This is a genomic window from Exiguobacterium sp. TDN 0502 (genome assembly GCF_050846835.1).
GTDB lineage: Bacteria > Bacillota > Bacilli > Exiguobacteriales > Exiguobacteriaceae > Exiguobacterium_A.
In genome coordinates this window covers 620,723-647,233 of record NZ_JBOZGJ010000001.1, presented here as the reverse complement: position 1 = coordinate 647,233, position 26,511 = coordinate 620,723, and the positions used below count along the sequence as shown (strand labels likewise).

Annotated in this window: 22 protein-coding genes; 21 read left to right on the top strand and 1 reads right to left on the bottom strand. The window is 35.3% G+C overall.

Features of this window, described 5'->3' with window-relative positions:
• Positions 1–40: 40 nt before the first annotated feature.
• Positions 41–1,186, bottom strand: a complete 1,146-nt coding sequence (locus ACRPK8_RS03075; RefSeq protein ID WP_432236866.1) for a hypothetical protein — start codon at positions 1,184–1,186, stop codon at positions 41–43.
• A gap of 197 nt (positions 1,187–1,383) precedes the next feature.
• Between ACRPK8_RS03075 and ACRPK8_RS03070 the strand changes: the two genes are divergently transcribed.
• From ACRPK8_RS03070 to ACRPK8_RS02970, 21 genes are all read left to right on the top strand, one after another.
• Entirely contained in the window at positions 1,384–2,118 is a 735-nt protein-coding gene (locus ACRPK8_RS03070; RefSeq protein ID WP_432236865.1) for a YveK family protein, read from the top strand.
• Positions 2,111–2,809, top strand: coding sequence for a CpsD/CapB family tyrosine-protein kinase (locus tag ACRPK8_RS03065; protein ID WP_214852170.1), 699 nt, complete (start codon positions 2,111–2,113; stop codon positions 2,807–2,809). Before ACRPK8_RS03070 ends, ACRPK8_RS03065 begins: the two co-directional genes overlap by 8 nt.
• 11 nt (positions 2,810–2,820) lie before the next feature.
• A complete protein-coding gene (locus tag ACRPK8_RS03060; protein ID WP_432236864.1) occupies positions 2,821–3,585 on the top strand; it encodes a tyrosine-protein phosphatase in 765 nt (254 codons plus the stop codon).
• 195 nt (positions 3,586–3,780) lie between these two features.
• On the top strand, positions 3,781–4,671 hold the full coding sequence (gene galU, locus ACRPK8_RS03055; protein ID WP_432236900.1) for a UTP--glucose-1-phosphate uridylyltransferase GalU: 891 nt from the start codon (positions 3,781–3,783) through the stop codon (positions 4,669–4,671).
• A 36-nt stretch (positions 4,672–4,707) separates the two neighbouring features.
• Positions 4,708–6,558, top strand: coding sequence for a polysaccharide biosynthesis protein (locus tag ACRPK8_RS03050; RefSeq protein WP_432236863.1), 1,851 nt, complete (start codon positions 4,708–4,710; stop codon positions 6,556–6,558).
• 19 nt (positions 6,559–6,577) lie between these two features.
• Positions 6,578–7,204 carry a sugar transferase gene (locus ACRPK8_RS03045; protein ID WP_432236862.1) on the top strand — a complete coding sequence of 209 codons (627 nt, stop codon included), beginning with the start codon at positions 6,578–6,580 and terminating at the stop codon, positions 7,202–7,204.
• A 3-nt stretch (positions 7,205–7,207) separates the two neighbouring features.
• On the top strand, positions 7,208–8,041 hold the full coding sequence (locus ACRPK8_RS03040) for an NAD-dependent epimerase/dehydratase family protein (protein WP_432236861.1): 834 nt from the start codon (positions 7,208–7,210) through the stop codon (positions 8,039–8,041).
• A 4-nt stretch (positions 8,042–8,045) separates the two neighbouring features.
• The gene (locus tag ACRPK8_RS03035; RefSeq protein WP_432236860.1) at positions 8,046–8,810 is read left to right on the top strand and encodes a glycosyltransferase family 2 protein; all 765 of its coding nucleotides are present in this window, start codon (positions 8,046–8,048) and stop codon (positions 8,808–8,810) included.
• Entirely contained in the window at positions 8,807–10,078 is a 1,272-nt protein-coding gene (locus tag ACRPK8_RS03030) for a phenylacetate--CoA ligase family protein (protein ID WP_432236859.1), read from the top strand. Before ACRPK8_RS03035 ends, ACRPK8_RS03030 begins: the two co-directional genes overlap by 4 nt.
• A gap of 21 nt (positions 10,079–10,099) precedes the next feature.
• The gene (locus tag ACRPK8_RS03025; RefSeq protein WP_432236858.1) at positions 10,100–11,128 is read left to right on the top strand and encodes a glycosyltransferase; all 1,029 of its coding nucleotides are present in this window, start codon (positions 10,100–10,102) and stop codon (positions 11,126–11,128) included.
• A 14-nt stretch (positions 11,129–11,142) separates the two neighbouring features.
• Positions 11,143–12,378, top strand: coding sequence for an O-antigen ligase family protein (locus ACRPK8_RS03020; RefSeq protein ID WP_432236857.1), 1,236 nt, complete (start codon positions 11,143–11,145; stop codon positions 12,376–12,378).
• Positions 12,379–12,398: 20 nt separating this feature from the next.
• Entirely contained in the window at positions 12,399–13,826 is a 1,428-nt protein-coding gene (locus ACRPK8_RS03015) for a flippase (protein ID WP_432236856.1), read from the top strand.
• 1 nt (position 13,827) lies between these two features.
• Positions 13,828–14,859: a hypothetical protein gene (locus ACRPK8_RS03010; protein ID WP_432236855.1), complete on the top strand. Its 1,032-nt coding sequence runs from the start codon at positions 13,828–13,830 to the stop codon at positions 14,857–14,859.
• Positions 14,860–16,080, top strand: coding sequence for a glycosyltransferase family 4 protein (locus tag ACRPK8_RS03005; protein WP_432236854.1), 1,221 nt, complete (start codon positions 14,860–14,862; stop codon positions 16,078–16,080).
• Between the two features lies 1 nt (position 16,081).
• A complete protein-coding gene (locus ACRPK8_RS03000; protein ID WP_432236853.1) occupies positions 16,082–17,098 on the top strand; it encodes an NAD-dependent epimerase in 1,017 nt (338 codons plus the stop codon).
• Between the two features lie 14 nt (positions 17,099–17,112).
• Positions 17,113–18,279 carry a nucleotide sugar dehydrogenase gene (locus tag ACRPK8_RS02995; protein ID WP_432236852.1) on the top strand — a complete coding sequence of 389 codons (1,167 nt, stop codon included), beginning with the start codon at positions 17,113–17,115 and terminating at the stop codon, positions 18,277–18,279.
• 492 nt (positions 18,280–18,771) lie between these two features.
• Positions 18,772–20,856 (top strand): dynamin family protein, encoded by a 2,085-nt coding sequence (locus tag ACRPK8_RS02990; protein ID WP_432236851.1) that lies wholly within the window; start codon positions 18,772–18,774, stop codon positions 20,854–20,856.
• Positions 20,857–20,867: 11 nt separating this feature from the next.
• Positions 20,868–23,105 carry a dynamin family protein gene (locus ACRPK8_RS02985; protein ID WP_432236850.1) on the top strand — a complete coding sequence of 746 codons (2,238 nt, stop codon included), beginning with the start codon at positions 20,868–20,870 and terminating at the stop codon, positions 23,103–23,105.
• 11 nt (positions 23,106–23,116) lie between these two features.
• Positions 23,117–25,453, top strand: coding sequence for a dynamin family protein (locus tag ACRPK8_RS02980; protein ID WP_432236849.1), 2,337 nt, complete (start codon positions 23,117–23,119; stop codon positions 25,451–25,453).
• Positions 25,428–26,234 (top strand): hypothetical protein, encoded by an 807-nt coding sequence (locus ACRPK8_RS02975; RefSeq protein WP_432236848.1) that lies wholly within the window; start codon positions 25,428–25,430, stop codon positions 26,232–26,234. Before ACRPK8_RS02980 ends, ACRPK8_RS02975 begins: the two co-directional genes overlap by 26 nt.
• The gene (locus ACRPK8_RS02970) at positions 26,215–26,508 is read left to right on the top strand and encodes a hypothetical protein (protein WP_432236847.1); all 294 of its coding nucleotides are present in this window, start codon (positions 26,215–26,217) and stop codon (positions 26,506–26,508) included. Before ACRPK8_RS02975 ends, ACRPK8_RS02970 begins: the two co-directional genes overlap by 20 nt.
• The last annotated feature ends 3 nt before the right edge of the window (positions 26,509–26,511 follow it).

The window sequence follows — 26,511 nt, the reverse complement described above, 5'->3', positions numbered from 1 at the left end:
GAAAATGCACCGAATCCGTCAGGATGCGGTGCATTTTTGATTAGAATGATTGTTCTGTAAGACGGACACGGCTGATTGTACCATCTTTTTCGAATCGCTGTAGAAGATAGGAATTACTCGTGATAAGACCTGTCGTCTCTGTCTCAAGTTGCAAGGGTGCGAGAGTGGCCAGCTGATCATTCGTGATTGATGTATCTGTCCAATCGATTGCAACAACCTGATTTTGTTCGAGAATGAAAAAATGTGTGTCATAGAAAAGGTATGAATGTACATCATCCCGATATGTACGGTTCGGTGGACCGAATAAGCTCGTGAGATCTTCACTCGATTTTCCCATCAAGTCTGTGACCTCTCCATCAACGAATTGAGTATTTAAGTTATCTGTTACCCATGAGAGCAAAGCTTCATCCGTAATCGGATCATCTGTTAACTTCGTTGTCGTTTCTGCTGTTTTGACATAACCGGACAGTTGATCGGTGACGTTGACTTGCGTTTTACCATCTAATTTTTTCACGATCGGATATTGATCTCCAAAATCCGCTTCATACAAGACTGTTGTCATGCTCTCATCTGTATAAATATTACTGTTTCGTTGGTTGATATAGAGCGTTGTCGCTGCTTCATTTGGAGTTACTTTTTCTTTTTTCTTCTGTGTTGTCTCGGATTTATTGACAGTAACAGGTTTTTCGACAGTTGATTCAGGATCGGATTTCGATGCGACGAAATAGTTCGAATACACATACGTACCGGCTGCGCCTAGTAGGAAACAAAGAAATAGTAAAGCGAGCCATCCCCAAGGAAGTTTCTTTTTTGAATGAGTCGTACTTGATTCATCACGCTTTCGTCGAGAGGACGTTTCACGGTAACTTCTTGATAGTGTAGGTAGTGTATCCTCCTCTTCGACCGGCAACGGACCATCTTCTTCAAGGAGTGGTCTTGAAACGAGTAAAGCTAAGAAGTCAGCTAGTTCATCATGGTGCTTTCCTTGTAAAAAAGCATTCCATTCCGCTACTGTGACGGTGTCTTCCTTGAATGGAACCAAAGGTGGATTACCGGTCAACCGGATCATCGTATCTGTCAACGATTCAGTTGAAGAAAGACTGGATTGAATCCGCTGATGCAAGCGGGAGATATCTTCTTGTGAATGAGATGTATAGTACTGGAGTACTTGTAGTGAACGATGCATAAAGCGATTCCTCCTGTGTATGGATACGGAAATGAATGAAAATAATAACAATCCACTTTTCATTATACGCAAACTTATAAAAAAACATATGGAATTTCTTAAAAAAAAATCAACCAATTCCCATTTATTTGTTATACTATTTTCTAGTTGATGAAAATCGCCAGTGAATTAGAAGAATAAAGGAGAATTATCAAGCCATGAATGAAACGATTAGTTTACAAGAGTTGTTTTCGATTTTACGCAAATCGTTTTGGCGCATTCTTGCGCTAACGATCGTTGCTGCACTCATCTCGTTTGCAGTCAGTAGTTTTTTGGTCGATCCGACGTATCAAGCAGGAACTCAAATCCTCGTCACACCGAAAAAACAGGAAAATGAAGTCATCGATGCTTCACAAGTCCAGTCGTCCGTCACATTAGTCAATACATACCGGGTCATTATTAAGAGTCCCGCTATTCTAGAGAAGGTTCAAAAAGAAGTTCCGAATGCTCCAATCAATTTAACGACATTAAATAATATGATTACGGTCGAAAGTGAACAAAACTCTCAAGTCATCAATGTCTCCGTTCAAAGTACGGATGCAGCATTGGCATCAAATATCGCGAATTCGATTGCGAACGTCTTCAGTGAGGACATTCCGGAGTTGATGAACGTCGACAACGTTAAAGTCCTATCAGTTTCCGGTATTCCAACGACACCAGTCAGCCCGAATATTCTTTTGAATACAGCAATTGCTGCGGTCGTCGGATTTTTACTTGGAGTAGGTCTTGCGTTCCTACGTGAAGTACTCGATCGTCGTATTCGGACAGAAGAGCAAGTTCAACAAATCCTCGATCTCCCGGTCCTTGGAAGTATCCCGGATATCGATAGTAAGATTTTCAAGACTTCAGCAAAAAAGGCAAGTAAGCGAGAGGTGGTCAAACAGTATGGCTAAGAAAAACAACAAGATGAATAAAGACGCTCGAAAGCTGATTACTGTTACACAGCCAAAGTCTCCTGTCGCCGAACAGTACCGGACGATTCGCACAAACATTGAGTTCATGGCAGTCGATCAGGAAATTCAAGCAATTCTCGTCACGTCTGCGACGCAAAGTGAAGGGAAGTCAACGACTGCTTCGAACTTAGCAGTTGCTTATGCCCAGCAAGGCAAAAAAGTTCTGATCATCGATACCGATATGCGACGTCCGACAGTTCATTACACGTTTAAGGTGGCGAATGGATTAGGACTTTCCAGTTTGTTGACGCGCCAAGCAGAAAAAGACAAGGCAATTCTACCGACAAAAATTGAGAATCTGTCTATCCTAACGGCGGGACCGATTCCACCGAACCCGGCTGAATTATTATCTTCACGAGCGATGGAACATCTCGTTTCACAGCTACGGGAAGAGTTCGAAGTCATTATCTTCGACGCACCACCGTTATTACAGGTTGCTGATAGCCGAATCACATCGAAGCTGACGGATGGCGTCGTCCTAGTCGTCGGTTGTACGACGTCGGATCGTCAACGCGTCTTGAAAGCGAAAGAACAACTAGAACTGGCGGAAGCGAAAATTCTCGGCGTCGTGTTAAACCGTCGCGAACTAACGGATGATTCGGCATACCAATATTATTATTCCTATGAGTGAGGGAACTGATCATGATTGACCTACATTGTCATATACTACCTCTTGTCGACGATGGTCCTGCAAGCATCGAACACGCACTTCAACTCGCAGAGCAAGCAGTCGAAGAGGGTATTACGCGAATCATCGCAACACCGCATCTCTATCATCCTCAATTCGAGACAGAAGAGGTCGATGTCAAGTTGACTGTCAACGAGTTCAATGTGTTGTTGAATCAGCGGAATATCCCGTTGTCCGTTTATCCGGGACACGAGATACGTTTGATTGGTGAGTTGATGGAAGAACTCGAAGCGGGAAAAGCGCTTTCACTTTCAGAGTCGCGTTATCTGCTAATTGAATTTCCGTCGACCGGGATTCCGTCGTATGCCCGGCAAGTATTTGCAGAATTGATTTCAGATGGTTTCGTTCCGATCGTTGCGCACCCAGAGAAAAACAAAGCAATCATCCAAAATCCGTCTTTGTTGTTTGAACTTGTCTCTAATGGCGCAATCAGCCAAGTGACATGTGCAAGCTTGGTCGGCAAATACGGAAAAGACGTCCAACGTTTTGCTGTCGCTTTACTCGAGAACGGACTCGCTCATCTTGTTGCTTCAGATGCCCATCACATCGAGAAACGTCCGTTTTACTGGAAACAATGTGAAGCGTATCTCGAAAAGGTACTGGATGAGTGGCTATTTGAAGAAATCTATGAAAACAATGAAGCGGTATTTTTGAATCAGATGGTTACAATCAACCCACCAAGTCCAATCGAAAAAAATTGGAAAGGACAATGGAAATAACATTTAGGTATGTAATGAATAAAGAAGAGAGTGAAATAACACTCTCTTTTTTCTATGTTAACGCTTACATTATGAATAAATGGAAAAGTTTATGGAATTCTGTAATAGGTATATGGTATTGTATTTTACATAAAGATTGGAATACTAATAATATATTGGTAGCCATTTATACGACGGATAGGAGTGTTTTTCATGATTAAAGTAAAAAAGGCAGTCATTCCAGCAGCTGGATTAGGGACACGTTTTTTGCCAGCAACAAAAGCGATGCCGAAAGAAATGTTACCAATTGTTGATAAACCAACGATTCAATACATCATTGAAGAAGCCGTAGAATCAGGGATTGAAGATATATTAATCATCACTGGAAAAGGAAAACGAGCAATTGAAGATCATTTTGATTCTGTTCCTGAGCTTGAGGCGAATCTGATTTCCAAGAATAAATCAGAATTACTATATCTGGTTGAGGCGACGACGAACATCAATATTCATTTCATCCGTCAATCAAAACCAAAGGGTTTAGGAGATGCCATTCTGCAGGCCAAAGCGTTTGTCGGAGACGAACCATTTGTCGTCATGCTCGGCGATGACATCGTTCAAGCAAAGACACCATGTACGCGTCAATTGATTGAGCAATACGAGATTACGAATAGTTCAATCATTGGTGTTCAACCAGTAGCAGATAAAGACACGCATCGCTACGGGATCGTCGATCCAGGAACGAGTATCTCGAACCAGTTACATAAAGTGAAATCATTCGTCGAAAAACCGGCACCAGGAACAGCACCTTCTAATCTAGCGATTCTTGGTCGTTACCTGTTGACGCCTGAAATCTTTAAGTACTTAGAAACACAGGAAGAAGGTTCAGGTGGAGAAATCCAATTGACGGATGCAATCACACGATTGAATGAGATGCAACGTGTCTTTGCGTACGAATTTGATGGAAAGCGCTATGATGTCGGCGAAAAATTAGGCTTCATCCAAACGACACTTGAATTTGCGTTGAACCGTGAGGATTTGAGCGAAGAGGTCGCGAGCATGATGAAGGAATTATTAGCTATACATGAAGCGAAATCTTCACTCGTATAAAGATACTTTGATACAGGAGAGAGGAGACCAAAGGTAGTGAAGATCTATTATTACATCCGAACGATCACACTGGCCTGTTTAGACGCAATCGCACTCGTCATCGCAATGGGATTTACTTATTTTTTCTTATATCCGAAGGAATTATTTCAAACCATCGATAGCCGTTCCTTGTTACAATCTGCGGCTATCTTTGCGGTGCTGTTCGTGATCATTGCTTTTGCGATGAAGTTGTATCGCGTCAACTGGAAGTATGCAAGTATACAGGAAGCGATGACGTTATCGTTATCACTAGCTCTTAGTTCAATCGGACTCGTGATAGTTCAATTGACGATGTTCGGTCAAGTATTGGAACGAATCACGATTCTGAGTTTTATAATCAGTCTTTTGTTACTAGGAGCAATTCGTGTCACGTTAAGGCTACTCGGTGTCGGTCAGCACTGGCGCAAATACGCACTGCCAAGAAGGATGGTGAAGTCTCGGAAACGGACGCTCGTCATCGGTGCTGGACGCGCAGGGCGAGCATTGGTGAGACAGCTGTATGCATCACCATTTCATGAACTGAAGCCAGTTGCATTCGTAGACGATGATCCGAAAAATCTGCATTTCATGATTCAAGGACTCGAAGTCGCGGGTACGACGAACGATCTAAAGGCAGTCATTGAGCGGCACAAAATTGAAGCAATCGTCTTAGCAATTCCTTCGTTGTCGCAACAGCGGCGGATTGAATTAATTACGGAAGCAAAAACTCTTTGTGAGGATGTTCAAACGTTGCCGATGATTGAAGAACTCGTCACCGGTAAAATCTCGGTCAACGCGATTCGGGACGTTTCGATTGCCGATTTACTCGGACGTGAACCTGTCGAACTGGATATCTCCGGGATAAAAGGAGAAATCGAAGGCCGAACGGTTCTTGTCACGGGAGCAGGTGGATCGATTGGATCAGAAATCTGTCGTCAAATCATTCAGTTCAATCCAACGACGCTTCTCTTGCTTGGTCATGGAGAAAATAGCATTTATTTGATCGAACGAGAACTACGTGCCCTGCAGACATCCATCAATCTAGTACCGGTTATCGCAGATGTACAAGATCGGATGCGATTAGAAGATATCTTCACGCAGCATCGACCAGATGTCGTCTTCCATGCAGCGGCACATAAACATGTACCATTAATGGAAGCAAATCCGTATGAGTCAGTCAAGAACAACGTGTATGGAACCAAAAACGTTGCGGAAGTTGCTCATTTACATCAGGTCGAGCGGTTTGTCATGATTTCGACGGATAAGGCAGTCAACCCGACGAACGTCATGGGTTCGACGAAGCGAATTGCCGAGATGATCGTTCAGGATTTAGGAAAACGAAGCGAAACGAAATTTGCTGTCGTCCGATTCGGAAATGTCTTAGGAAGCCGAGGCTCGGTCATCCCACTCTTTAAGTCACAAATCGCAGCAGGTGGACCAGTCACCGTGACGCATCCAGAAATGACGCGTTTCTTCATGACGATTCCTGAAGCAAGTCGTCTTGTCATCCAAGCGGGTATCTTAGCGGATGGGGGAGAAGTCTTTGTACTTGATATGGGAGAACCGGTAAAAATCGTCGATCTTGCGAAGAATATGATTGAATTGAGTGGGTTTACGGAAGATGAGATGCCAATCGTCTTTTCGGGTACTCGTCCAGGGGAGAAAATGTATGAAGAGTTGCTGAAAGATGGAGAAGTCGATCCGGAAGCAATCTATCCGAAGATTTTCGTAGGACGAACGAAGCAGGTCGAACCAGTAGAAGCGATTCTGCGAATGGTTGAAAATCATCACTTGAATCCGATTCAATTACGAAACGTGTTACTTGATATCGCCAACGATGTCGCAATGAAAGAACAAAAATTAGTATAAACATAAGGAGCTAAAGCAAATGAGTTATATGGCGTTTAAACGTTCGCTAGGATTTTTCTTGGCGCTGGTAGCGTGTGTCGTGTTGATCCCGGTCTTCCTCTTCATCATGGGGGCAATCAAATTTGAATCTCGTGGACCCGTCTTTTTCAAACAAAAACGGGTAGGTCTGAAAAAGAGTCATTTCAATATTTTGAAATTCCGGACAATGTATATCGAGACACCTCAGGATACGCCGACTCATTTGCTTGCTGATCCGGATGTCTATATTACGCGTGTCGGAAAGTTCTTACGTAAGACGAGTCTCGATGAATTACCACAACTATTCAATATTCTAAAAGGTGAAATGAGCTTTGTTGGACCACGTCCTGCACTTTGGAATCAATATGATTTGATTGATGAACGGGATAAGTATGGTGCGAACGATACGTTACCAGGATTAACAGGTTGGGCACAGATTAATGGGCGAGATGAACTGCCAATCGAAATCAAAGCGAAGTTAGATGGCGATTATGTGAAGCGTATGGGAATCATCATGGATACACGTTGTTTCATTGCAACGATTTTCAGTGTCTTGAAAAGTGATGGTGTAGTTGAAGGTGGTACTGGAACAATTTCATCAAAAGAAGCTGCAAGTACGAAGGAGTAAGTAATGAAAAGTATATTAATCACAGGGAAAAATGGATATATAAGTAAAGAGTTGGTGAAGAAATTAAGTAAAGAAGTTGATATTGAAGTAGATACAATTTCTTTAAAAACAAATGAATGGCAGAACACTGATTTTAAAAAATATGATGTCGTAATTCATTTGGCAGGAATTGCACATTTTTCAACGAATGAATCTCAAAAAGAAAATTACTATGCAATTAATCGAGACTTAACAGAAAAAGTAGCATTAAAATCTAAAAATGAAGGTGTTAAAAAATTTATTTTTATGAGTAGTATCATTATTTATGGTAATAAAGAATTCAAAAAGATTATAAAGAAGGATACATTACCTAATCCTAGCGATTTTTATGGGGATAGTAAACTTCAGGCAGAAAAGAAGTTAGAAAACTTAAGAGACGGATCTTTTGAAATAAATATTGTGAGATCTCCGTTAGTTTATGGTGGAGAAGTAAAAGGAAACTATTATATTTTAGAAAAGTACTCCAAATTTATTTTTATATTCCCATACATTAAAAATAAAAGAAGCATGATTCATATAAATAATCTTTGTGAATTTTTACGTATATTGTCAAAGAAAGAAAAAACAGATAGAGTGTATTATTTTCCCCAAGATAAAGAATATGTATCAACTAACGAATTGATTAAAAGGATGAATCCCAACAGTATTCAAATAAAATTTATATCAAATTTTTTGATTAAAGTATTTAAAAAAAATATATATTTTAAAAAGCTTTTTGGAACATTGGTATATGATAAATCATTAAGTGACCATGAATGGAATTATACTAATCCATATGATAAAAAGAATGGATGTTGAATAAATGAAAAATAGCACACTAGTTTCAATTATTATACCTGCTTATAATTGCGAAAGTTATATTGAGGAAACACTAGATTCAATCTTACAACAAACCTACACAGATTGGGAAGCTATCATAATTAATGATTCTTCAACAGATAACACTTTGAAAATTATAAACGAATATATCAATAAAGATCATAGATTTAAAGTAATTGATTTAGTTACTAATCAAGGTGCTGCAAAAGCTAGAAACGCTGGAATTAAATTAAGTACTGGTAGATTCTTAGCATTTCTAGACAGTGACGATACTTGGGAAGTAAAAAAATTAGAATCGCAAATTAAGTTTATGTTAGATAATGAGTATAGCTTTTCTAGCACTAGTTATAAAAAAATAGATGAAAATGGAACTGATTTAAATAAAGTAATAAAAGTAAAATTTCAAAAAGACTACAAAGATTTGTTAAAAAACTGTCCGGGAAATTCTACAGTTATGATTGATTTAAACAAAGTAGAAAAAGTATATGGATATGATTTGAAGAAAAGAAATGATTATGTTTTATGGTTAAAAGTAATTAAAAAAGTAAAAAATCTTTATGGTTTAGATGAAGTGTTAGCTAGTCATAGAATAAGAGATAATTCAATTTCAAGTAATAAATTCTCTTTACTAAAGTACCATTGGTACATATATTTAAATATCGAAAAGTTATCTTTTTTTAAATCATTGTTACTCATGATCTATTGGATTTTAAAATCAACGAAAGTTATAAGGGTGAAAATGAATTGAGTATTTTTCATAAAATATTTTATATTACAGGCGTATGTTTAAAAAATGTAGAAGTCATTAAAAAGTATAGATTTTTAAAAAAAACAGAGAAATGGAATAGAGCTCAAATCGAGGCTTATCAATTATCTCAAATAAACAAGCTTTTGAATAATGCAGTTTCCAATTCTGAGTATTATAAAGAAAAGTATAAAAATATAGATTTCAGAATAGATAGTTTAGACGATTTAAAAAAACTACCTACTTTAAGTAAGTTTGAATTATTAAAATTCAATACCGATATTCATACTAAAACTAATGATAAGTTAATATTTTCTGAAACATCAGGCAGTACGGGTGAACCACTGATTTTTTATCGAAATAAGGAATGGGATGGAGGACATCGTGCTGCACAACTAAGAGGTTATTCTTGGCATGATATCAAGCCTTGGAATAAAAATGGATACTTTTGGGGTTATGATTTTTCAAATAAATCAATTATTAAAATAAAGTTTCTAGACTTTTTATTGAATAGGCATAGAATTTTTTCATATAAAGAAAAAGATATTAAGAAATTCACAAAAAAATTAAAGTCTTCTCAATATGTTGAAGGGTACTCTTCCATGATTTATGAAGTAGCAAAATCTATGAATAAAAAAGAACAAAAAATCTTAAATTTAAAAATGATAAAAGGAACTTCAGAAAAAATTTATGATCATTATCAAGATGAAGTAAAAAAAGCATTTGGAAAGAAAATGATAAGTGAGTACGGAGCTGCTGAAGCTGGAATTATTGCATTTGAATGCAAATATAATAATATGCATATAACAGAAGAAAATGTAATTGTGGAAGAAGTTAACGGGGAAATTTTAGTTACAAATTTACTTTCTAGTTCTTTTCCTATTATAAGATATAAACTTGGAGACAATATTGTACTCAATAAATCGACCGAATGTAAATGTGGTTTGAAGCATTATATTATTGAAGAAATAACAGGAAGAATAGGTAATCCTGTTTATGGATATAGTGAACAGTATCCGAGTTTAACATTTTACTATATATTTAAAAATTTAGCAGTAAAACATAATTTGAAATTTAACTATCAAGTAGTTCAAAGAATAAAAGGGCAACTAATGCTATCCTTAGAAGAAGAGGTAAACGTCGAAGAAAAAAATTTAATTCTCAAAGAATTTAAAGAGTATTTTAACAATGATATAAAAATAGTTTTTAACGAAAATAAACTTATAAGAGATTATAAATCAAAAGTGAAAGATTTTATCTCTTATTTATAAAAAAAGTATTGGAGAATAAATATGAGAAAAAATTTATTTATAGCAAACATGGGAAAAGATAGCGACGAGCCAAATGGCGTTAATATAAAAAATAGGCATTTTAAAAAATATTTTACAGAAAAAGAAGAGATAATTCTTATTGATACTAACGATTGGAAAAAAAAGAAAGTAAAATTATTAATGCAAATAATATTTTTCAGTATAATTTCTAAAAAAATTATTATTTCAATTAATAGCATAAGTGCCTATCAAATAATTAAAGTATTAACAAGTTTAAAGTTAAAATTAGAGGGAAAAATTGTCTATTTAGTTGTTGGAGGAAGCTTTTCAGATAAAATTAAAGATAACGAATTTGAGATCAAATACTTCAAAAATTTAAAACAAGTATTTGTACAAACTAATAAAATGGAATTAGATTTAAAAAATATGGGATTAAATAATGTAAGTCATTTACCGAATTCTAAGTTCTTTGAAAAACCTGTTTTCAACAGTAAAACATCAAATAATGGAGTTTTAAAATGTGTATATTTAGGAAGAATACACCCTGATAAAGGAATCAATTTTATTTTTGATAATTTATCAAGTTTGAATAAATCCGAATTGAAATATTCTATAGAATTTTTCGGACCAATTGAGAGTGAATATAAAGATGAGTTTATAAATAATATTAACATACACTCATTTTCTGAATATAGTGGAATATTAGATTTTAGTAAAAAAAGTTTGGAGTCATACGAAAAATTATCTCAGTACGATATATTTTTATTCCCTACTTTTTGGGGGGGAGAAGGGTTTCCTGGTGTAATAATAGATTCATTTATTTCAGGAGTGCCAGTACTTGCCTCTGATTGGAATCATAACCGTGAAGTAATAAATTCAGGGGAAAATGGGCTGATATTTGAAACTAAAAACGACTTAGAATTTAAAGAGAAATTAGATCTTCTAAGAAATAATATAGATTTCTTACAAGAATTAAAAAAAGGTGCATATAAATCTTCTGATAAATATCATAGCAGAAATGTATTAAAGAAAATTGATTCATTTTTGTGAAAGGATAATAAAAAGTGAAAATAAATGACTATAACCAAAAAACAAAAACACTAAATCTTTTGATTCTTAGTATGTTTTTTTTAGGACCGATGAATTTTTTTATAAAACAAACAAACATTCTATATTTAGATGTTTTTATTAATTCAATTTTTTTATGCGGTTTAATCTTTTTATATATAATAAATATCGATAGAAAGATTGAAAAAGATTTTTTAGTAATATTATTCTTTTTCTTAATCACCTTGTTTTTTAGTGGTATTTTTTATTCAAGCTATTTAGTAAATTGGGTAGGATTGATTGTAATTTTTACTCTCACTACACTCCCTGGGTATTATATTGGAAGAAAAATTACCGATACAGATCATTTTTTTAGGCTTATTGAAAAAGTACCATTTCCTTTAACTGTAATAATGTTAGTGATATTTTTTTATAAAAAAAATCTGAACATACTAAGATTAGATGATATGTTCATCTCATATGCAATTTTACCTTCAGTAATTATTTCGACCTATTTACTTCTATATAAAAAAAAGATGGTGAATATTGTATATATTCTTGTAGGATTGTTCATGATCATAACTCATGGTTCAAGAGGTCCTCTTTTAGCGATTTTAGTTTATATAATTTTATATTTTTTAATTAATGCTGATAAAAATAAAATTATAATCACATTTTTAAGTTTATCTAGTTTATATATATACTTTAATTTTTTAACAATTGTATCATGGCTAATTAGTGTACTTAATAAATTTAATTATTCGAGTAGAACGTTATATAAAATTATCGATGGAAGTGTTACGTCTGGTACTGGTAGAGACTCAATACAAGAAATTGCTTTAAATTTATTTAAGGAGCATCCATTTACGGGGGTAGGAATCGGGGTAGAAAGAATACACATTTTTGAAGGTATATATCTAACTAGAGGTGTAACTGATAAATTGTCTACTTCTTATCCACATAATATTTTTATTGAGTTACTTGCACAGTTTGGTTTAATAGGTGGTTTATTAATAATTTTATTTATACTCTTTATTATAGTTAAATCGTTTAATTCAAGTAATAAAAATGAAAAAAATCTTTTAATAATTTTATTTAGTATTACATTTATAGAATTAATGCTCTCATCAAGTTATTTATTGAGTCCTCAGTTTTTCTTTTATATGGGAGTTTGTTATTCACTAGTAGTAAGGAAAAGAACTAAGCAGTCATTGTTATTGAGAGAAAAAACTATAGATTTGCAGGTAAATTAAAGAATAGGGTGTAAAATACTATGTCTATTAAAAAGAACTTTTTATATAATTTTTTTTACCGCATACTTATTTTAGCGCTACCATTAATAACGATGCCGTATATTGCTAGAACGATCGGAGCTGCAGGGGTAGGCGTTTACGCATTCACATTTGCTATTGTTAGTTATGTAGGTCTTTTTTCGATGTTAGGAATAAATAAATATGGAAATAGAATGATTGCTGAATTAAGAGATGATAAATATAAGCTTAGTAAGAGTTTTTGGGAAATATATTTTTTTCAATTAATCAATTCAATGCTTATGTTAACAATATTTTTAATTTATCTCTTTGTAAGCGAAATAAGTCATAAAAATATATTAATCATCCAATTAATTTATGTGTTATCAATTTTTTTTGATATTAACTGGTTTTTCTTTGGTATAGAAAAATTTAAAATAACTATATTGAGAAACGCATTTGTAAAAATTTTTTCTGCAATAGCTATTTTTGCATTTGTAAAAGAAAAAGCTGATCTGGATTTGTATGTGTATATAATGTCAGCAAGTTATTTAATCAGTAACCTGGTTACAATACCATTTTTAAAAAAAGAGATTGTATGGATTAAACCTAAATTTAAAAATATATTATCTCACTTTAAAGGTAATATTATCTTGTTTATTCCTGTGATATCAATTAGTTTGTATAAAATATTAGATCGCATAATGATTTCTTCTATGAGTAGTACAATAGAATTAGGATATTTTGATTATGCAGATAAAATAAATTTTATACAGATAAGCTTATCTGCTGCTCTAGGAACAGTTATGTTACCAAGAATGTCAAATTTAGTTTCTAATAAAAAGATTAATAAAATTCAGGAAATCATTCGAAATTCAATGCACTTTGTTATGTTTTTATCTATTGGGATGTGCTTTGGATTAATTGGTATTGCAAATAATTTCGTACCTTTGTTTTTAGGCGATGATTTTCAAAAAACAAGTCTATTATTAATGATTCTAGCTCCAACGGGTATTATTGTATCGTGGGCAAATGTTATTAGAACTCAGTACTTACTACCAAATCATCATGATAAAAATTACGTTATATCAATTATTGCAGGAGCGCTAATAAATGTAACATTAAATATATTTCTTATACCAATCTACGGTGCATTAGGTGCTGTAGTAGCTACCTTGATGGCAGAAACAACAATAATGCTTTATCAGACATATAAAGCAAAGAATGATTTAAATATAAATTTATATTTAAAAGATATGGTACCTTCGATAGTATCAGGAATAGTCATGTTCATCGGAATTTTTATAATAAAATCAATTTATATTGACAATCATTTAATCATTGTTTTATTAAGTGTAACGATTGGTTCTATAATTTATGTATCATTAAGTTATTTTTTAACACGTATTTTACAAAAAAAGAGATTTTTAGAATTAAAAAAAATAGCATAAGGTGGATATTAAATTGAGTAAAGATGTAATTATTTTGAGAGACTATAGAGGTTTTGTAAGACAAGGTGAATTTTATGTAAGTTCATTAAATATTGAAAAAATTAAACTGGTTTTGGAGTCAAAAGGATTTAAAGTTCAACTTCTATACTTCGATGAAATTATTAATGATATTGAAAACATAAAAGAAAAAATAGTCTTATATTCTAGTAGTGAAAATTCAGAATATAAGGCCTACATCGATGATATATTATACATTTTATCTAGAAAGAATACATTGATTCCATCATATGAAATGTTTAAAGCTCATGAAAACAAAGGATTTCAAGAATTATTAAAAAAGCAAAAAAATATAAAATCCTTAGATTTCAAATATTTTTCTGTATTGGAAGATGTACTATCAGATAACCTTAATATAGAATATCCAGCTATATTAAAAACAGTCAATGGATCTAGTAGTAGAGGAGTTTATAAAGTACAAAATAAAATGGAATTAATAAATACTGTGAAAAAAAATAGCCAAGAAACTATAAAGAGTAAAGCATTGTTCTATTTAAAAAAGAATTTTATTTCTAAAATTACTGCTAAGTATAATGATGACTACTTTAAAGAAAGTAAAAATATTAAACGTTTTGTACTTCAAGAATTTGCAGAAGGCAACAACGAAGATTGGAAAGTTCTAATCTTTGATTCTAAGTATTTTGTACTTAATAGAAAGGCTAAGAAAGGAGATTTTAAGGCAAGTGGAAGTGGAATAAGAAATTTTAATGATCCTTCTGAAGAATTATTATCTTACGCAAAATATATTTTCGATAAACTCGATGTTCCTTTTATTTCTATGGATATAGTAGTTACTAATGAAGGATTCGAACTAATTGAATTTCAAGCTACTCATTTTGGTTTATATACAATTATGAAATCTTCTAGTTATTTTACTTTGGAAAATAATATTTGGACAAAAATAAACTCAACGAGTGATGCCTCAATTGAATATGTCAATAGTATAATTAATTACTATAAAAAAGAGGGTAATTAAATGAAAAAGTTAAATATTGCATTTCCTATTACTGGTCTACCAGTTCCATCTGTAAAAGGAGGCGCTATTCAAACTGGTATTCAACAAATAATAGATGAGAATGAAGTGCGAAACAAAGTTAATATTACTGTCTATAGTATATATGACGAAAAAGCTGAACTTGAATCTAAAAAATATAAATATACGAAATTCGAATTTATTAAAATCAATAAAAATACTATAAAAATTAGACGTGCACTTAACAAACTATTTCGATTATGTAAAATTAATAAACAGTTAATTGTAAACAAAGAATTTATTGGTGAATTAACTAAAAAAGTTGTTACTGAAAATTTTGACTATATCGTTGTTAAAAACTCTATTGAGCTCGTTAAACCAATTAAAGACAAGACAAAAGTAAAAGTAGCATTACAGCTTCATAATGACTTTTTAAATGATTCAACTTACAAAAACAAAACTATATATAAACTATCAGATAAATTAGTTGCTAATAGTTTTTATATAAAAAATAGAATTGATACAATTTCAAATAAAGTAGATAGTAAATTTAAAAAAAATATTTATGTAAATAAAAATTGTACAGACTATGATTTATTTAGCAAATCAATCGCAAAAGAAGTTAGTCTGGAATTAAAAAGAAAATATGAAATTAAAAATGAAATTGTCATAGTTTTCAGCGGTAGAATTATACCGGAAAAAGGAATTAAAGAGTTAATTGAAGCTTTAATTATAATGAAACGAAAAAATCTCGTAAAATTTAAATTGATCATCGTCGGAAGCAAGTGGTTTGGTAATACAAGTGAGGATAACTTCTCTAATAAGCTAAAAAAGATAGCTGAAGAAATTTCTACAGATATAGTTTTTGCTGGATACATTCCTTATAATGAACTTCCTAAAATATATTCAATTTCTGATATCGCAGTTGTTCCATCGATATGGGAAGAGCCTGCCGGTAGAGTTGTTTTAGAGGCTCAAGCTGCAGGTGTACCCGTAATTGTTTCTGATGCAGGCGGTATTTCAGACTATATCGATTCTAATAATGCAATTGTGGTAAAAAGAGGTACAGACTTTGTAGTAAATTTATCTAAAGAAATAGAAAAGCTATCTCTTGATGATGAGAGAAGAGTATTTTTAAGTGATGAAGCTAGAAAATTTTCTAGTTATTTCACTCCTCAAAAATATTATGAAGATATCATAGATATCTTGGAGGAGGAAATATAAAATGAGAATTTTAATTACGGGAGTTGCTGGATTTATAGGGCATCATCTATGTTCGAAATTACTTCAAATTGATAATGTGAGTGTACTAGGTGTAGATATTACTAACGATTATTATGATAAAACGTTAAAAATAGATAGAATCAATCAATTAATCGAACATCCGAATTTTATATTTGAAAATATTGATATTTGTTCCAAAAGAGATTTGGAAAATGTTTTCATTAATTTCAATCCTGATATTGTCATAAATCTTGCTGCACAAGCTGGAGTTCGATATTCAATTGAAAATCCTTATGCTTACTTAGATTCAAATCTAACAGGATTTTTAAACATTTTAGAAGCATGTCGTAACTATCCGGTAAAACATCTTCTATATGCTTCTTCTAGCTCAGTGTATGGAGGAAACAAGGTAGCACCTTTCTCAACGAATCATAATGTTGACCACCCAGTCAGTCTTTACGCAGCAACAAAGAAATCGAACGAATTAATGGCGCATACGTATAGTCATTTATACGGTATTCCAACGACGGGTCTACGCTTCTTTACCGTCTATGGTCCATGGGGAAGACCGGACATGGCATACTTCTCCTTTACGAAAGACATCATCGAAGGCAATCCAATCAAAGTCTTTAATCACGGGAAGATGGAGCGCGATTTTACTTACATTGATGATATCGTCGAGGGAATCGTGAAACTGATTCCGAGAGCTCCTGAGCCGAACCCACAGTGGGATGAAAGCACGGATGAATTAGGTGCAAGCTTTGCTCCATATCGTGTCTATAATATCGGAAATAACCAACCGGTCCAGCTAATGAAATTCATCAATGTCTTAGAAGAGAAGATCGGTAAGGAGGCGAATAAGCAATACATGGAGATGCAACCAGGTGATGTTTTGCGTACGTATGCCGATGTCTCAGAACTAGAGCGAGACATCGACTTTAAACCGAGCACGAGTATTGAAGAAGGGCTTGGGAAGTTCGTCGATTGGTATAAAGAATACTATAATATTACAGACTGAAAAGGATGAGACACTTGAAAATTACAGTAGCAGGAACAGGATACGTTGGTCTATCAATGGCCGTATTACTCGCACAGCATAATGAAGTCACATCGATTGATATCATTAAAGAACGAGTCGAAATGGTCAACAACCGTAAATCACCAATCGTTGACGCAGAAATCGAAAACTTCCTTCAACATAAGGAATTAAACTTACACGCGACAACAGACAACTTTGAAGCTTATAAAGAAGCAGAGTTCGTCGTCATCGCAACGCCGACGGATTACGATCCAACACGTAACTATTTCAATACGCGTACGGTTGAGAGCGTCGTCGCAACAGTGCTTGCAATTAATCCAGATGCGACGATGATCATTAAATCAACGGTACCAGTCGGTTATACACAAGAATTAAAAGAAAAGTTCGATACGCCGAACATCGTCTTCTCACCAGAGTTCTTGCGTGAGGGTCAAGCGTTGCACGACAACCTCTACCCATCACGAATCGTCGTTGGTGAACGGTCAGAGCGTGCGCAACAGTTCGCTGATTTATTACTGCAAGGGGCAGTGAAGAAAGACGTTCCTGTTTTATTGACTGACTCTACAGAAGCAGAAGCGATCAAGCTCTTCTCGAACACATACCTTGCGATGCGTGTCGCTTTCTTCAATGAACTCGATACATATGCAGAAGTCAGAAGCCTGGATTCTAAACAGATTATTGAAGGTGTTGGTCTTGATAGCCGCATCGGCAGCCATTATAATAATCCATCATTCGGGTATGGTGGGTACTGCTTACCGAAAGATACGAAGCAGTTGCTTGCAAACTATGAGGATGTGCCAAATAACATCATTGGTGCAATCGTCGAAGCGAACCGGACACGGAAAGACTACATTGCGGATACAATCATTAAACAAAATCCGAAAGTCGTCGGTGTTTATCGTTTGACGATGAAAACAGATTCGGACAACTTCCGTGCGTCATCGATCCAAGGTATCATGAAACGGATCAAGGCAAAAGGAATCGAAGTGACGGTCTTCGAACCAGTCTTAACGGAAGATACGTTCTACAACTCACGTGTCATTCGTGACATTGAAGCGTTCAAACAAGAATCAGATATCATCCTTTCGAACCGCATGCATCCAGAGTTGAGTGATGTGGAAGAGAAAGTTTATACGCGAGATTTATATAGTAGAGATTAACTAGCTTTAAAATGTATAGAATTCAAAAAAACAGGAGTACAGAATAACGTACGTTTTAAACGTATGATTCTGCACTCCTGTTTTTTATGATGCAGCTCAACAAAGCGAATCACCTAATGATTGTAAGAGTACAAATGCAATGCGAAGTTGCTCAAAACTAATTTTTTGAAGTGACAAATAAACAAAAAATCTGCTGAGAATAAAATAACCTATACAAAAAAGTGAAGGGGTGACGTAAAAAACCTAAAAATCTTCTAAAAATATAAAATAACTATTTATTTCTGTAAATTCTATAACCCTTTTGTATATGAACATAGAAAAAAATTTTTTTTTGTAGATTATAATGAAAAAAATGGATTTAATAATTTCCAATCTTTTTATATAAGGATATGTATATTCTGATAAATTGAATTACTATTTTTAAATCAATTTCAAATACGATATGAATTGTAAAAGAGTAGAAATTGCAAGAAATAAAAAGGATGCGATGATATGAAACAGAAACAATCTGTTCTTGAAAAAAATCAGTTACTTCTTGAAGTGAATCAATCTCTTTCTCATTATGGTGAAGATCCTTTTTTGGGTGACGAGTTAGTATTGATTCAAAAACGCCTACTGGAAATTGAGAGCAGCATCGCCGTTGTTGGTCAATTCTCCGTCGGAAAGTCAGCGTTGTTGAATGCTTTACTCGGAGAAGAAATTTTATCGAATCGTGTCGTCGAATCGACTAAAGTTCTGACCCGGATTCGTCATTGTGCAACTCAGGCAGAAGCAAAAGTTATTTTAACTAAGCGCGATGGATCACAAGAAGTCGTAAAAATGTCCCATATCGATGATTTACAAAAGTATACGACATTCCAAGGAGAAGATATCACAAACGAACTCCAATATGTTGATCTCTATTGGCCGGTACAATTTCTTAATCAAGATCTTGTATTGATTGATACTCCGGGTGCGAACTCGTTAACGGCAAGTGCGTTTCAGACGACGCGGAAGCAATTAAAAACCTCTTCTGCCATCATGTATCTATTTTTAGGGACAAAGGGTCTAGACGCTGCTGATTATCCACTCATTGAAGAATTTATCAATCAGAAGAAAAAGGTATTTTTGGTCGGAACACATATCGATCAAGTGACGTCGGAACAGTGGCAAGAAGTTATCAGAGACGTGCATGAAAAATTAAATCCCCTTCTTTTAGGAGAAAAAATTAATATCGTAGGTGTGTCTTCTAAAGAGGCTTTATACGGAAAACAGACGAATGATATAGATCTTATTACAGCTTCGAATATTTTAAGTCTTGAAACGACATTACAGGATTACATGAAAAATAAGGAGTACGAACAAGCGGAACTTCGCTCAGTAGCATATGACTATGAACAGATCGTAGAAGAAATCAAAGCACAAAAAAAAGAAGAGGAAGCGGATGAATCAGCAAATCTGCAAGAACGAAAGAGACGATTAGAACGTTTAATCCTTCTGACTGAACTTGATTATGACAAAGTGAAAGAAGAAGGACTGTCACTAATTAAAGAACGTAAGAGTCATTTAAAATCGCTCAATCTGATGTATGAAAAAGAGTGGAAACAAGAAGGTAAAGATGTTTTAGACATTGTAAAGAAAAAGTATGCAATGTATGCAAAAACGCTAAAAGATAACATTGCAACTACTAGTTACATACAAATGGACGGCTTAAAAGAAAGATATATTCAACATCTAAACGATATTGAACAATCTTATTATCTTTGGCATCAAGAAATGGAAAGGTTCGCTGATCGGTTTGTTATATCTTTTGAAAAAAGTATTCAGCAGGATGACCAATCCTTCTTTGAAGCGCTTCAACAATTGGGAACAAATATTGATATCCGCTGGGATGATTTTGAGAGCATCATAAAAGAAATAAAACTGACACCTTACCGAGTAGATGATACATTCGAAGTTTTTGAAGAGTATAACAGTGAAAATGCTGACTATGTTTCATTTGAAGAAAAAATACAGCAAAAAAATAATAATCTTCACCGTATGGAACAAGAGCTACAGATTCAACGAAATGCAGCCAAACAAGAAGTTGAGAGCCAAAAGAAAGAAGAAGAGCGGGATCTAGGGGTAAAACCAGAGCCGAGGGAACGTTATCGAACAAAAGGTATCCTATTTTGGAAACGAAAAGAATTCATCGGATATGATTATTCAAACCAAGAACGCTGGGACGAAAAAATTCAAGCGATTCATAATACCTACCAAAAGAAGAAACGTCTCGTCGAACAGGAATTCAAAGAGAAATTTATTGAAGTCGAGCGCGATAAAGAGATGCTTGAAAAAGAATATGAAGTGCTAGAAGACATGAAGCAAGCGCACGCACATGAATTAATGATGGCATTGTATACAACTGTACTAAATAAATCAAAAATTGTTAAACAGGGACATGCTTCCAAAATTGATGAGATGCAAAAAGAATGGAATGAACTTTTAGAGCTACAGTACGAACGATACGATGAGCACACTCAACGAATCGAAGATGCGTTTAAAAAATTCATACAGATATCTAAAGAAACAGCTATTCAAAAAATCAAAGTACTTTGAGGAGTGAGTTTATGATTCGGCAACAATTCATGGAAAAAAAGCGTGAACTGCAAGGTCGTTTTACGGATGCTTATGAAATCGGGAAAAAAATTGAAAAAACCTATCAGGATGTCTTGCCAGTTGGACGATTGATGGAAAACCTGCAGACACTTCAAAAAAACTGGGAAGGTGAAAGATTTGAAATCGTGGTAGTTGGAGAGTTTTCTACAGGAAAGTCTACTTTTATTAATGCGTTGCTACAACGAGAAATCCTTCCATCCAAAGTTACACCGACGACAGCGACGGTCAACTTCATTCGTCACTTAAATGAATTACCAAATCACACAGGAGAACCAGTTGCGAAAGTTGTTTTTAAGGATGGCAAGGAAATGGATGTACCTTACTTGGAGCTGACGGAATATGTTACCGAGATGAGTGAAAAGCTCAATGTTAGTGAGCAAATTCATCATGTTGATTTGTATGTTGAATCTCCTTATCTCGAAAATGGTGTCGTTCTCGTCGATACCCCAGGACTGCAAGCCTTGAATCCAGAGCACGAAAAAATTACGAAAACACAAATAAAAAAATCAAATGCCAGTATTCTGTTGTTTAATATGGAACAACCCGGAAAATTGACTGAAATAAAATTTTTGCGTGATTTGTCAGATTCGATTGATCGGATTTTCTTTGTTGCCAATCGATTAGATGGTGTACCAGTAGATCAAGTTCAAGAAGTAAAAGATCAGTTAGAAAATGCTCTACGTTCAAATGATTATCAAAAAATTGATGCGTCCAAAGCAGTCATATATCCTGTTAGTGCTTTGCAAGCTTTAAAATCGCGCGATACATCTGTTAAGACGAAACATTGGGAAACTATGGCAGCTAATCAGTTATTAAACGACTCAAGATTCTTAGAATTTGAACAGAGACTTGAAACATACTTGTTTAATGGTGAAAAAACAAAAGATTTCTTAGATGTTCCTTACGCGGCGATTGAACATTTTTATGATTATCTAGTTGAGGAACTTGAACAGTATCAAGCTACGCTTGAAAGTGAGGAAGATTTGGATAGCCTAGAAAAAATGCATCAGCTGGCACGTGAGGAAGCACAACTGAGGAACTTACAATTGAAAAAAGAAGTGATTCGTCTAAAGAATTTATTTACGTCTACGATTCGAGAAAATGAAAAACAATTTTCCGTTGAATTCGAAGACTTGGTTCACGAAGTGAAAGAGGCAATTGAAGAAATTGAAGAACTAGAGGGGTTATCAGACGAAGTAAATGAGGAACTGGGACGTTTCAATAAAGGCTACCAGGGATTATTTGAAACTCAAGTTAAACAATTGGCGAGTGATCTTAATCTAGCCATGCGTAAAGAATTAAATGATTTCGAAGTAAAAATGGACACGACATCTGAAGCAAAAGGTATTCAACTTGAAGTACGAAAGAAGCATCAGAAACAAAAAACGTACCAAGAAATATATGAAGAAGTATCACGTCAATTCATGGAAAAGGAAACAGAATTAATGGAGGAGAGCGAAGCACTGCGCAAAAAAATTCAGATTGAGACGGAGCTACGTCTAAAACGTGAAGATAAAGAACAACAAGAACGAATGTTCCAAGAAGAACGACGTTTCCAAGAGCAACTAATTCAAGGAACACCTCAAACCATTGAAAAGTATGGAACGATAAAAGAACGGCGGTTTTGGTTTGATAAAAAAGGTGTTATTGAAAAAGACAATGCAAAATATGAGCAGTTGGTCAATCAAAAAAAAGAATTACTAAAAGAACAAAATCGTTTGAGTGAAGAACAGAAACAACAACAACATGCACTCGAAATCGAATTATCTAAGCAAGAAACGGCTTATACGAATATGGAGGATATTCGAGACGAAAAACGCGAATTGCGTGAACAGAGAAATCTCATGCTTATGGATCAAATGAAATCACAATTTAAAGACGCGGAACGACAATTAAAAAAAGAAAAACGAAATGTCATCCGGAGTTTCGAATCATTGATCAGACAGACTCGTCGTGAATACAAAGATTTCTTAAGTACACTCGATGCCTTGAAACTCGCTGAGTCTCAAATCGAAACGTATATCAATTCCCAAGATGAACTGCTTGCTTCTGCTACGCAACGCGAAGCGCAGTTGTCCGAGCAATTATCAAACTCGCAGGAAAAGCGCCAGCGTCTTGCTCAGGAAATCAGTACATTAAAAGACAGAGTGGAAGAAGAAAAAATGTCACTTATGATGACACGAATCTAGGAGGGAAATGCATGTTAACTCAAATCAAACAACTCCCGCTACGCGAGGAAGATCAACGTTTTTTACAGCTGATTGAACAACAGGCGAAAGAAAAAGCAATGACATTGGGTGTTTTTGGATCATTTAGTGTAGGGAAATCAGCATTGATCAATGCTTTGTTTGAACAACCTGACTTTCTACCAACTCACACGAACGAAACGACGGCTCTACCGACGCATATTCTTTATGGGGAGGCAGATAGTATCGAAGTTCTGAAAATCGATGGAACATACGAATCCGTTGATGCAGCGCAGATGCAAAGCCTAAAGGCGGGCGGAGACGTTCAAGAAATCGAACGTGTAGTCATTCGAAAGTCGCAACCGGACTGGTTGAAAGAGATCACGCTCATCGACACACCAGGACGCAATACAAAGTTTCAAGCTCACGTTGAAGCATCAGAAGAAGCGCTGATTACTTCAGATGCTGTTTTATATGTTATGTCGTGGCAGGGATTGACGTTGGAAGATGTCGTGTATATCAAACATATTTTACGTTATCAGCCGAACTTGTACTTCGTCGTCAATAAGGTTGATCATATTGATGAAGCGCAAGGTGTGACGATTGAAGAGATGAAACAGCGTGTGCAAAAAGACTTGGAAGAACAACTGGGAAAAGTGTACCCAGTGTATGCTGTCAGTGCACTTACGGGATATCAGATTGAGCATCTGAAAAGTGAGTTTTTACAATCACTCAAACAAAAGATTAAGCAGGTGAAGACCACTCGTTTTCAGCATGCGCTTGAACAATTTTTAAATCGTGAGCAAGAACGAATTATCCAACAGATTCGTTTGTTTGAACAGGCGACGAGTGATGACATGACAGAAGTCGATGTTCAAAAACGAGACATTCAACTTCAGTTCGAACAAGCTCAACTCCAGGTCGAACAAAAATTAGAAAGTTTACACGATCAGGTAAATAATCTTGAGGCTGTATTAAGTGAGTACGTAAAAACGCAGTATCGAACATTGGAAGTGCAACTTAAAAAGTTAGCATCAACTGGTCAGTCTCTTGAAGTACTGACACTACAGGTAGAATCAGTAATCATTTCAACACGAAATGAAGTTTTTGAACATATCGAACGACAAGTAAGAGAAGTCATGGGTCAAGAAATTGAAATTACCATCCGACCAATCGAGCAGACAGGTGTTCAGTTACAAATTAAACAACCGGATTTGTCACAATTACAACTTCAATATGATGAAGAACGGCAAAAACAACTTGCTAAAATTGAGACAGCAGCAAAGAAACTAGAAGAATTACCAGAAGATGAAGAGAGTGAATTCGAACGGATACGCCTGAAGGAAGAAATCGAATCCTTGACGGAGCGTACTATCGAACAATTTGTACCACGATACATCCTTGACGAATCATTTGATGCGAATCAAGCGACCAAAATTGCCTCAGCCATTGGATTCGTTGGTGATATGGCTTTAACAGTCGGTCTTGCGGTTGCGACGGCAGGCGGATCCGCAGCAGTTCAAGTAGGGGGAAAGGTTGCAGCTCAGACGGCCGCTAAAACAGCAGCCAAAACGGCAGCGAAAGAAGCAACCAAAGAAGCGATGAAAATTGCTGCCAAGAAAGCAGCATTTGAAGCTGCAGAGAAGGCAGTCGTGACGGGTCTTAAAACAATTGCCGAGTCAAATGAAAACATCGTACGAAAGGGACCAGGTGAGAATGAGAACGGCTTATTGAAAGCTGCAAAAGCACTTGATCAATTTACAAGTCCGGTTCAATCGATTGCTAAAAAAATCGGAGAAAATATTGATAGTACCCGTCAACAACCGAAGCGAGAAGATTTAAATCATCGCCAAGCGTTTTACGCTCAAAAATATGCTTTAGAATCAGAGCGTGATGAGAAAATGAGACAGTTGCAGTCGATGGAAGAGAAAGCGAAATCCAATATGCGTCTTCGTCAAGAGTTGGAGCAACGCTGGATGCAAGTCGAAAAAATGACGGAGCAGAAATTAGGACAACTTGAAACAGATTATGAGAACAAAAAACAGCAAGCAGCGCAGGAACATTTCGAATCAGAAATTGATTTACAGTTAAAGCAGCTGCTACAGGAAGAAGAACGTCAATTGACAGCATGGTTCAAGACAGAATTTGGACACGTTTTACACGTACTTGATCATATGCTTCCAAAACAATTACACCAAGAAATTGCACATTGGGAAGAACAAATTCAGCAAGTGGAAGCACTAAAACAAGAAGGGACGGATAAGCTGAATCAAGAAATATCAATGTTGAAACAGCATTTAAATGTAATTGATTCAATGCTTTCTGGTGGATCTCATGTTGTACCGGTCTGAATTAGTGTGGCTCGCACATCAACTCGATCAACAAGAACATTCTCCTGATATTCCGTCCGTGTGGAAAGCGATACGAGAGACAGACTTAGCGAAGTCAGTACCGCGTGTTGCTGAAAAACGACAAGTATATCTTACTGGTGAACCGGAAGTTGTTTATTCGATGACTGATTTGTTTGATTCATTACCTGACGAGAAACAGGTTCATATTGTAACGGAAGAACAGAATACTCATCCAGCATTAAACTGGATGAGTATTACTTATTATCCTCCTCATGAACTGAAGCAGTTACCAGACGGAGAAAATGTTACTTTGTTTACGACAGCGAAACTTCCGCTATGGTCGCGAACTTATTTCTCTAAGAATCGAATCAGCCAAGTCGTAAGCGCAGAAGAGATTATGACACTACACCGTTTCTCTGGTGTTCGTCAAACGAACATCGTCGAATTTTCCTATACTGATTTACTGGATGATACAAGAGTTATATTAGACGAAAGAAGTAAGAGACCGGACCATCAGTTATTCCCAGAAATCCCTAAACAATTTTCATTTAAATTATCTCAACTGCACGAGGATTTGAACTGGGATCAAGAACTGGATGAAGTGGCAGCTCATATGTTAAATACGTATTGGCTTCAAAATCGCCCGCCTTTTCCGGAGTGGATGCCAATTTTATTAAGAGAGATTCAACAGTTCTTACGACTAAAGCAGAACCAACATGGTAGAACGAATATACTAGAACAATTGGAAGAGTGGGGATTGCGTGACAAACGAATTGATTGAAGTTGAAAATCATTATCTTATGCTGAGTCACTTACTGCTTCGTCACATGGCAAGTGAGCACCCTGAACTTGCCGAAGAACTGAAACAAGTACTACAACAAATCGAATTGCTTTCAGTGTTTGAAAAGACAGCGTTCATTGGTAGCTTTTTGATGGCACTGGAAAATCAAGATGGCATTAAACGGATGCACCAAATAGAACTGATATTGAAAGAGGAAAATATCAGTGAGAATACGTTTGGCGTACTCAAAAAATACAATCAGTGGATTAAATAAGGC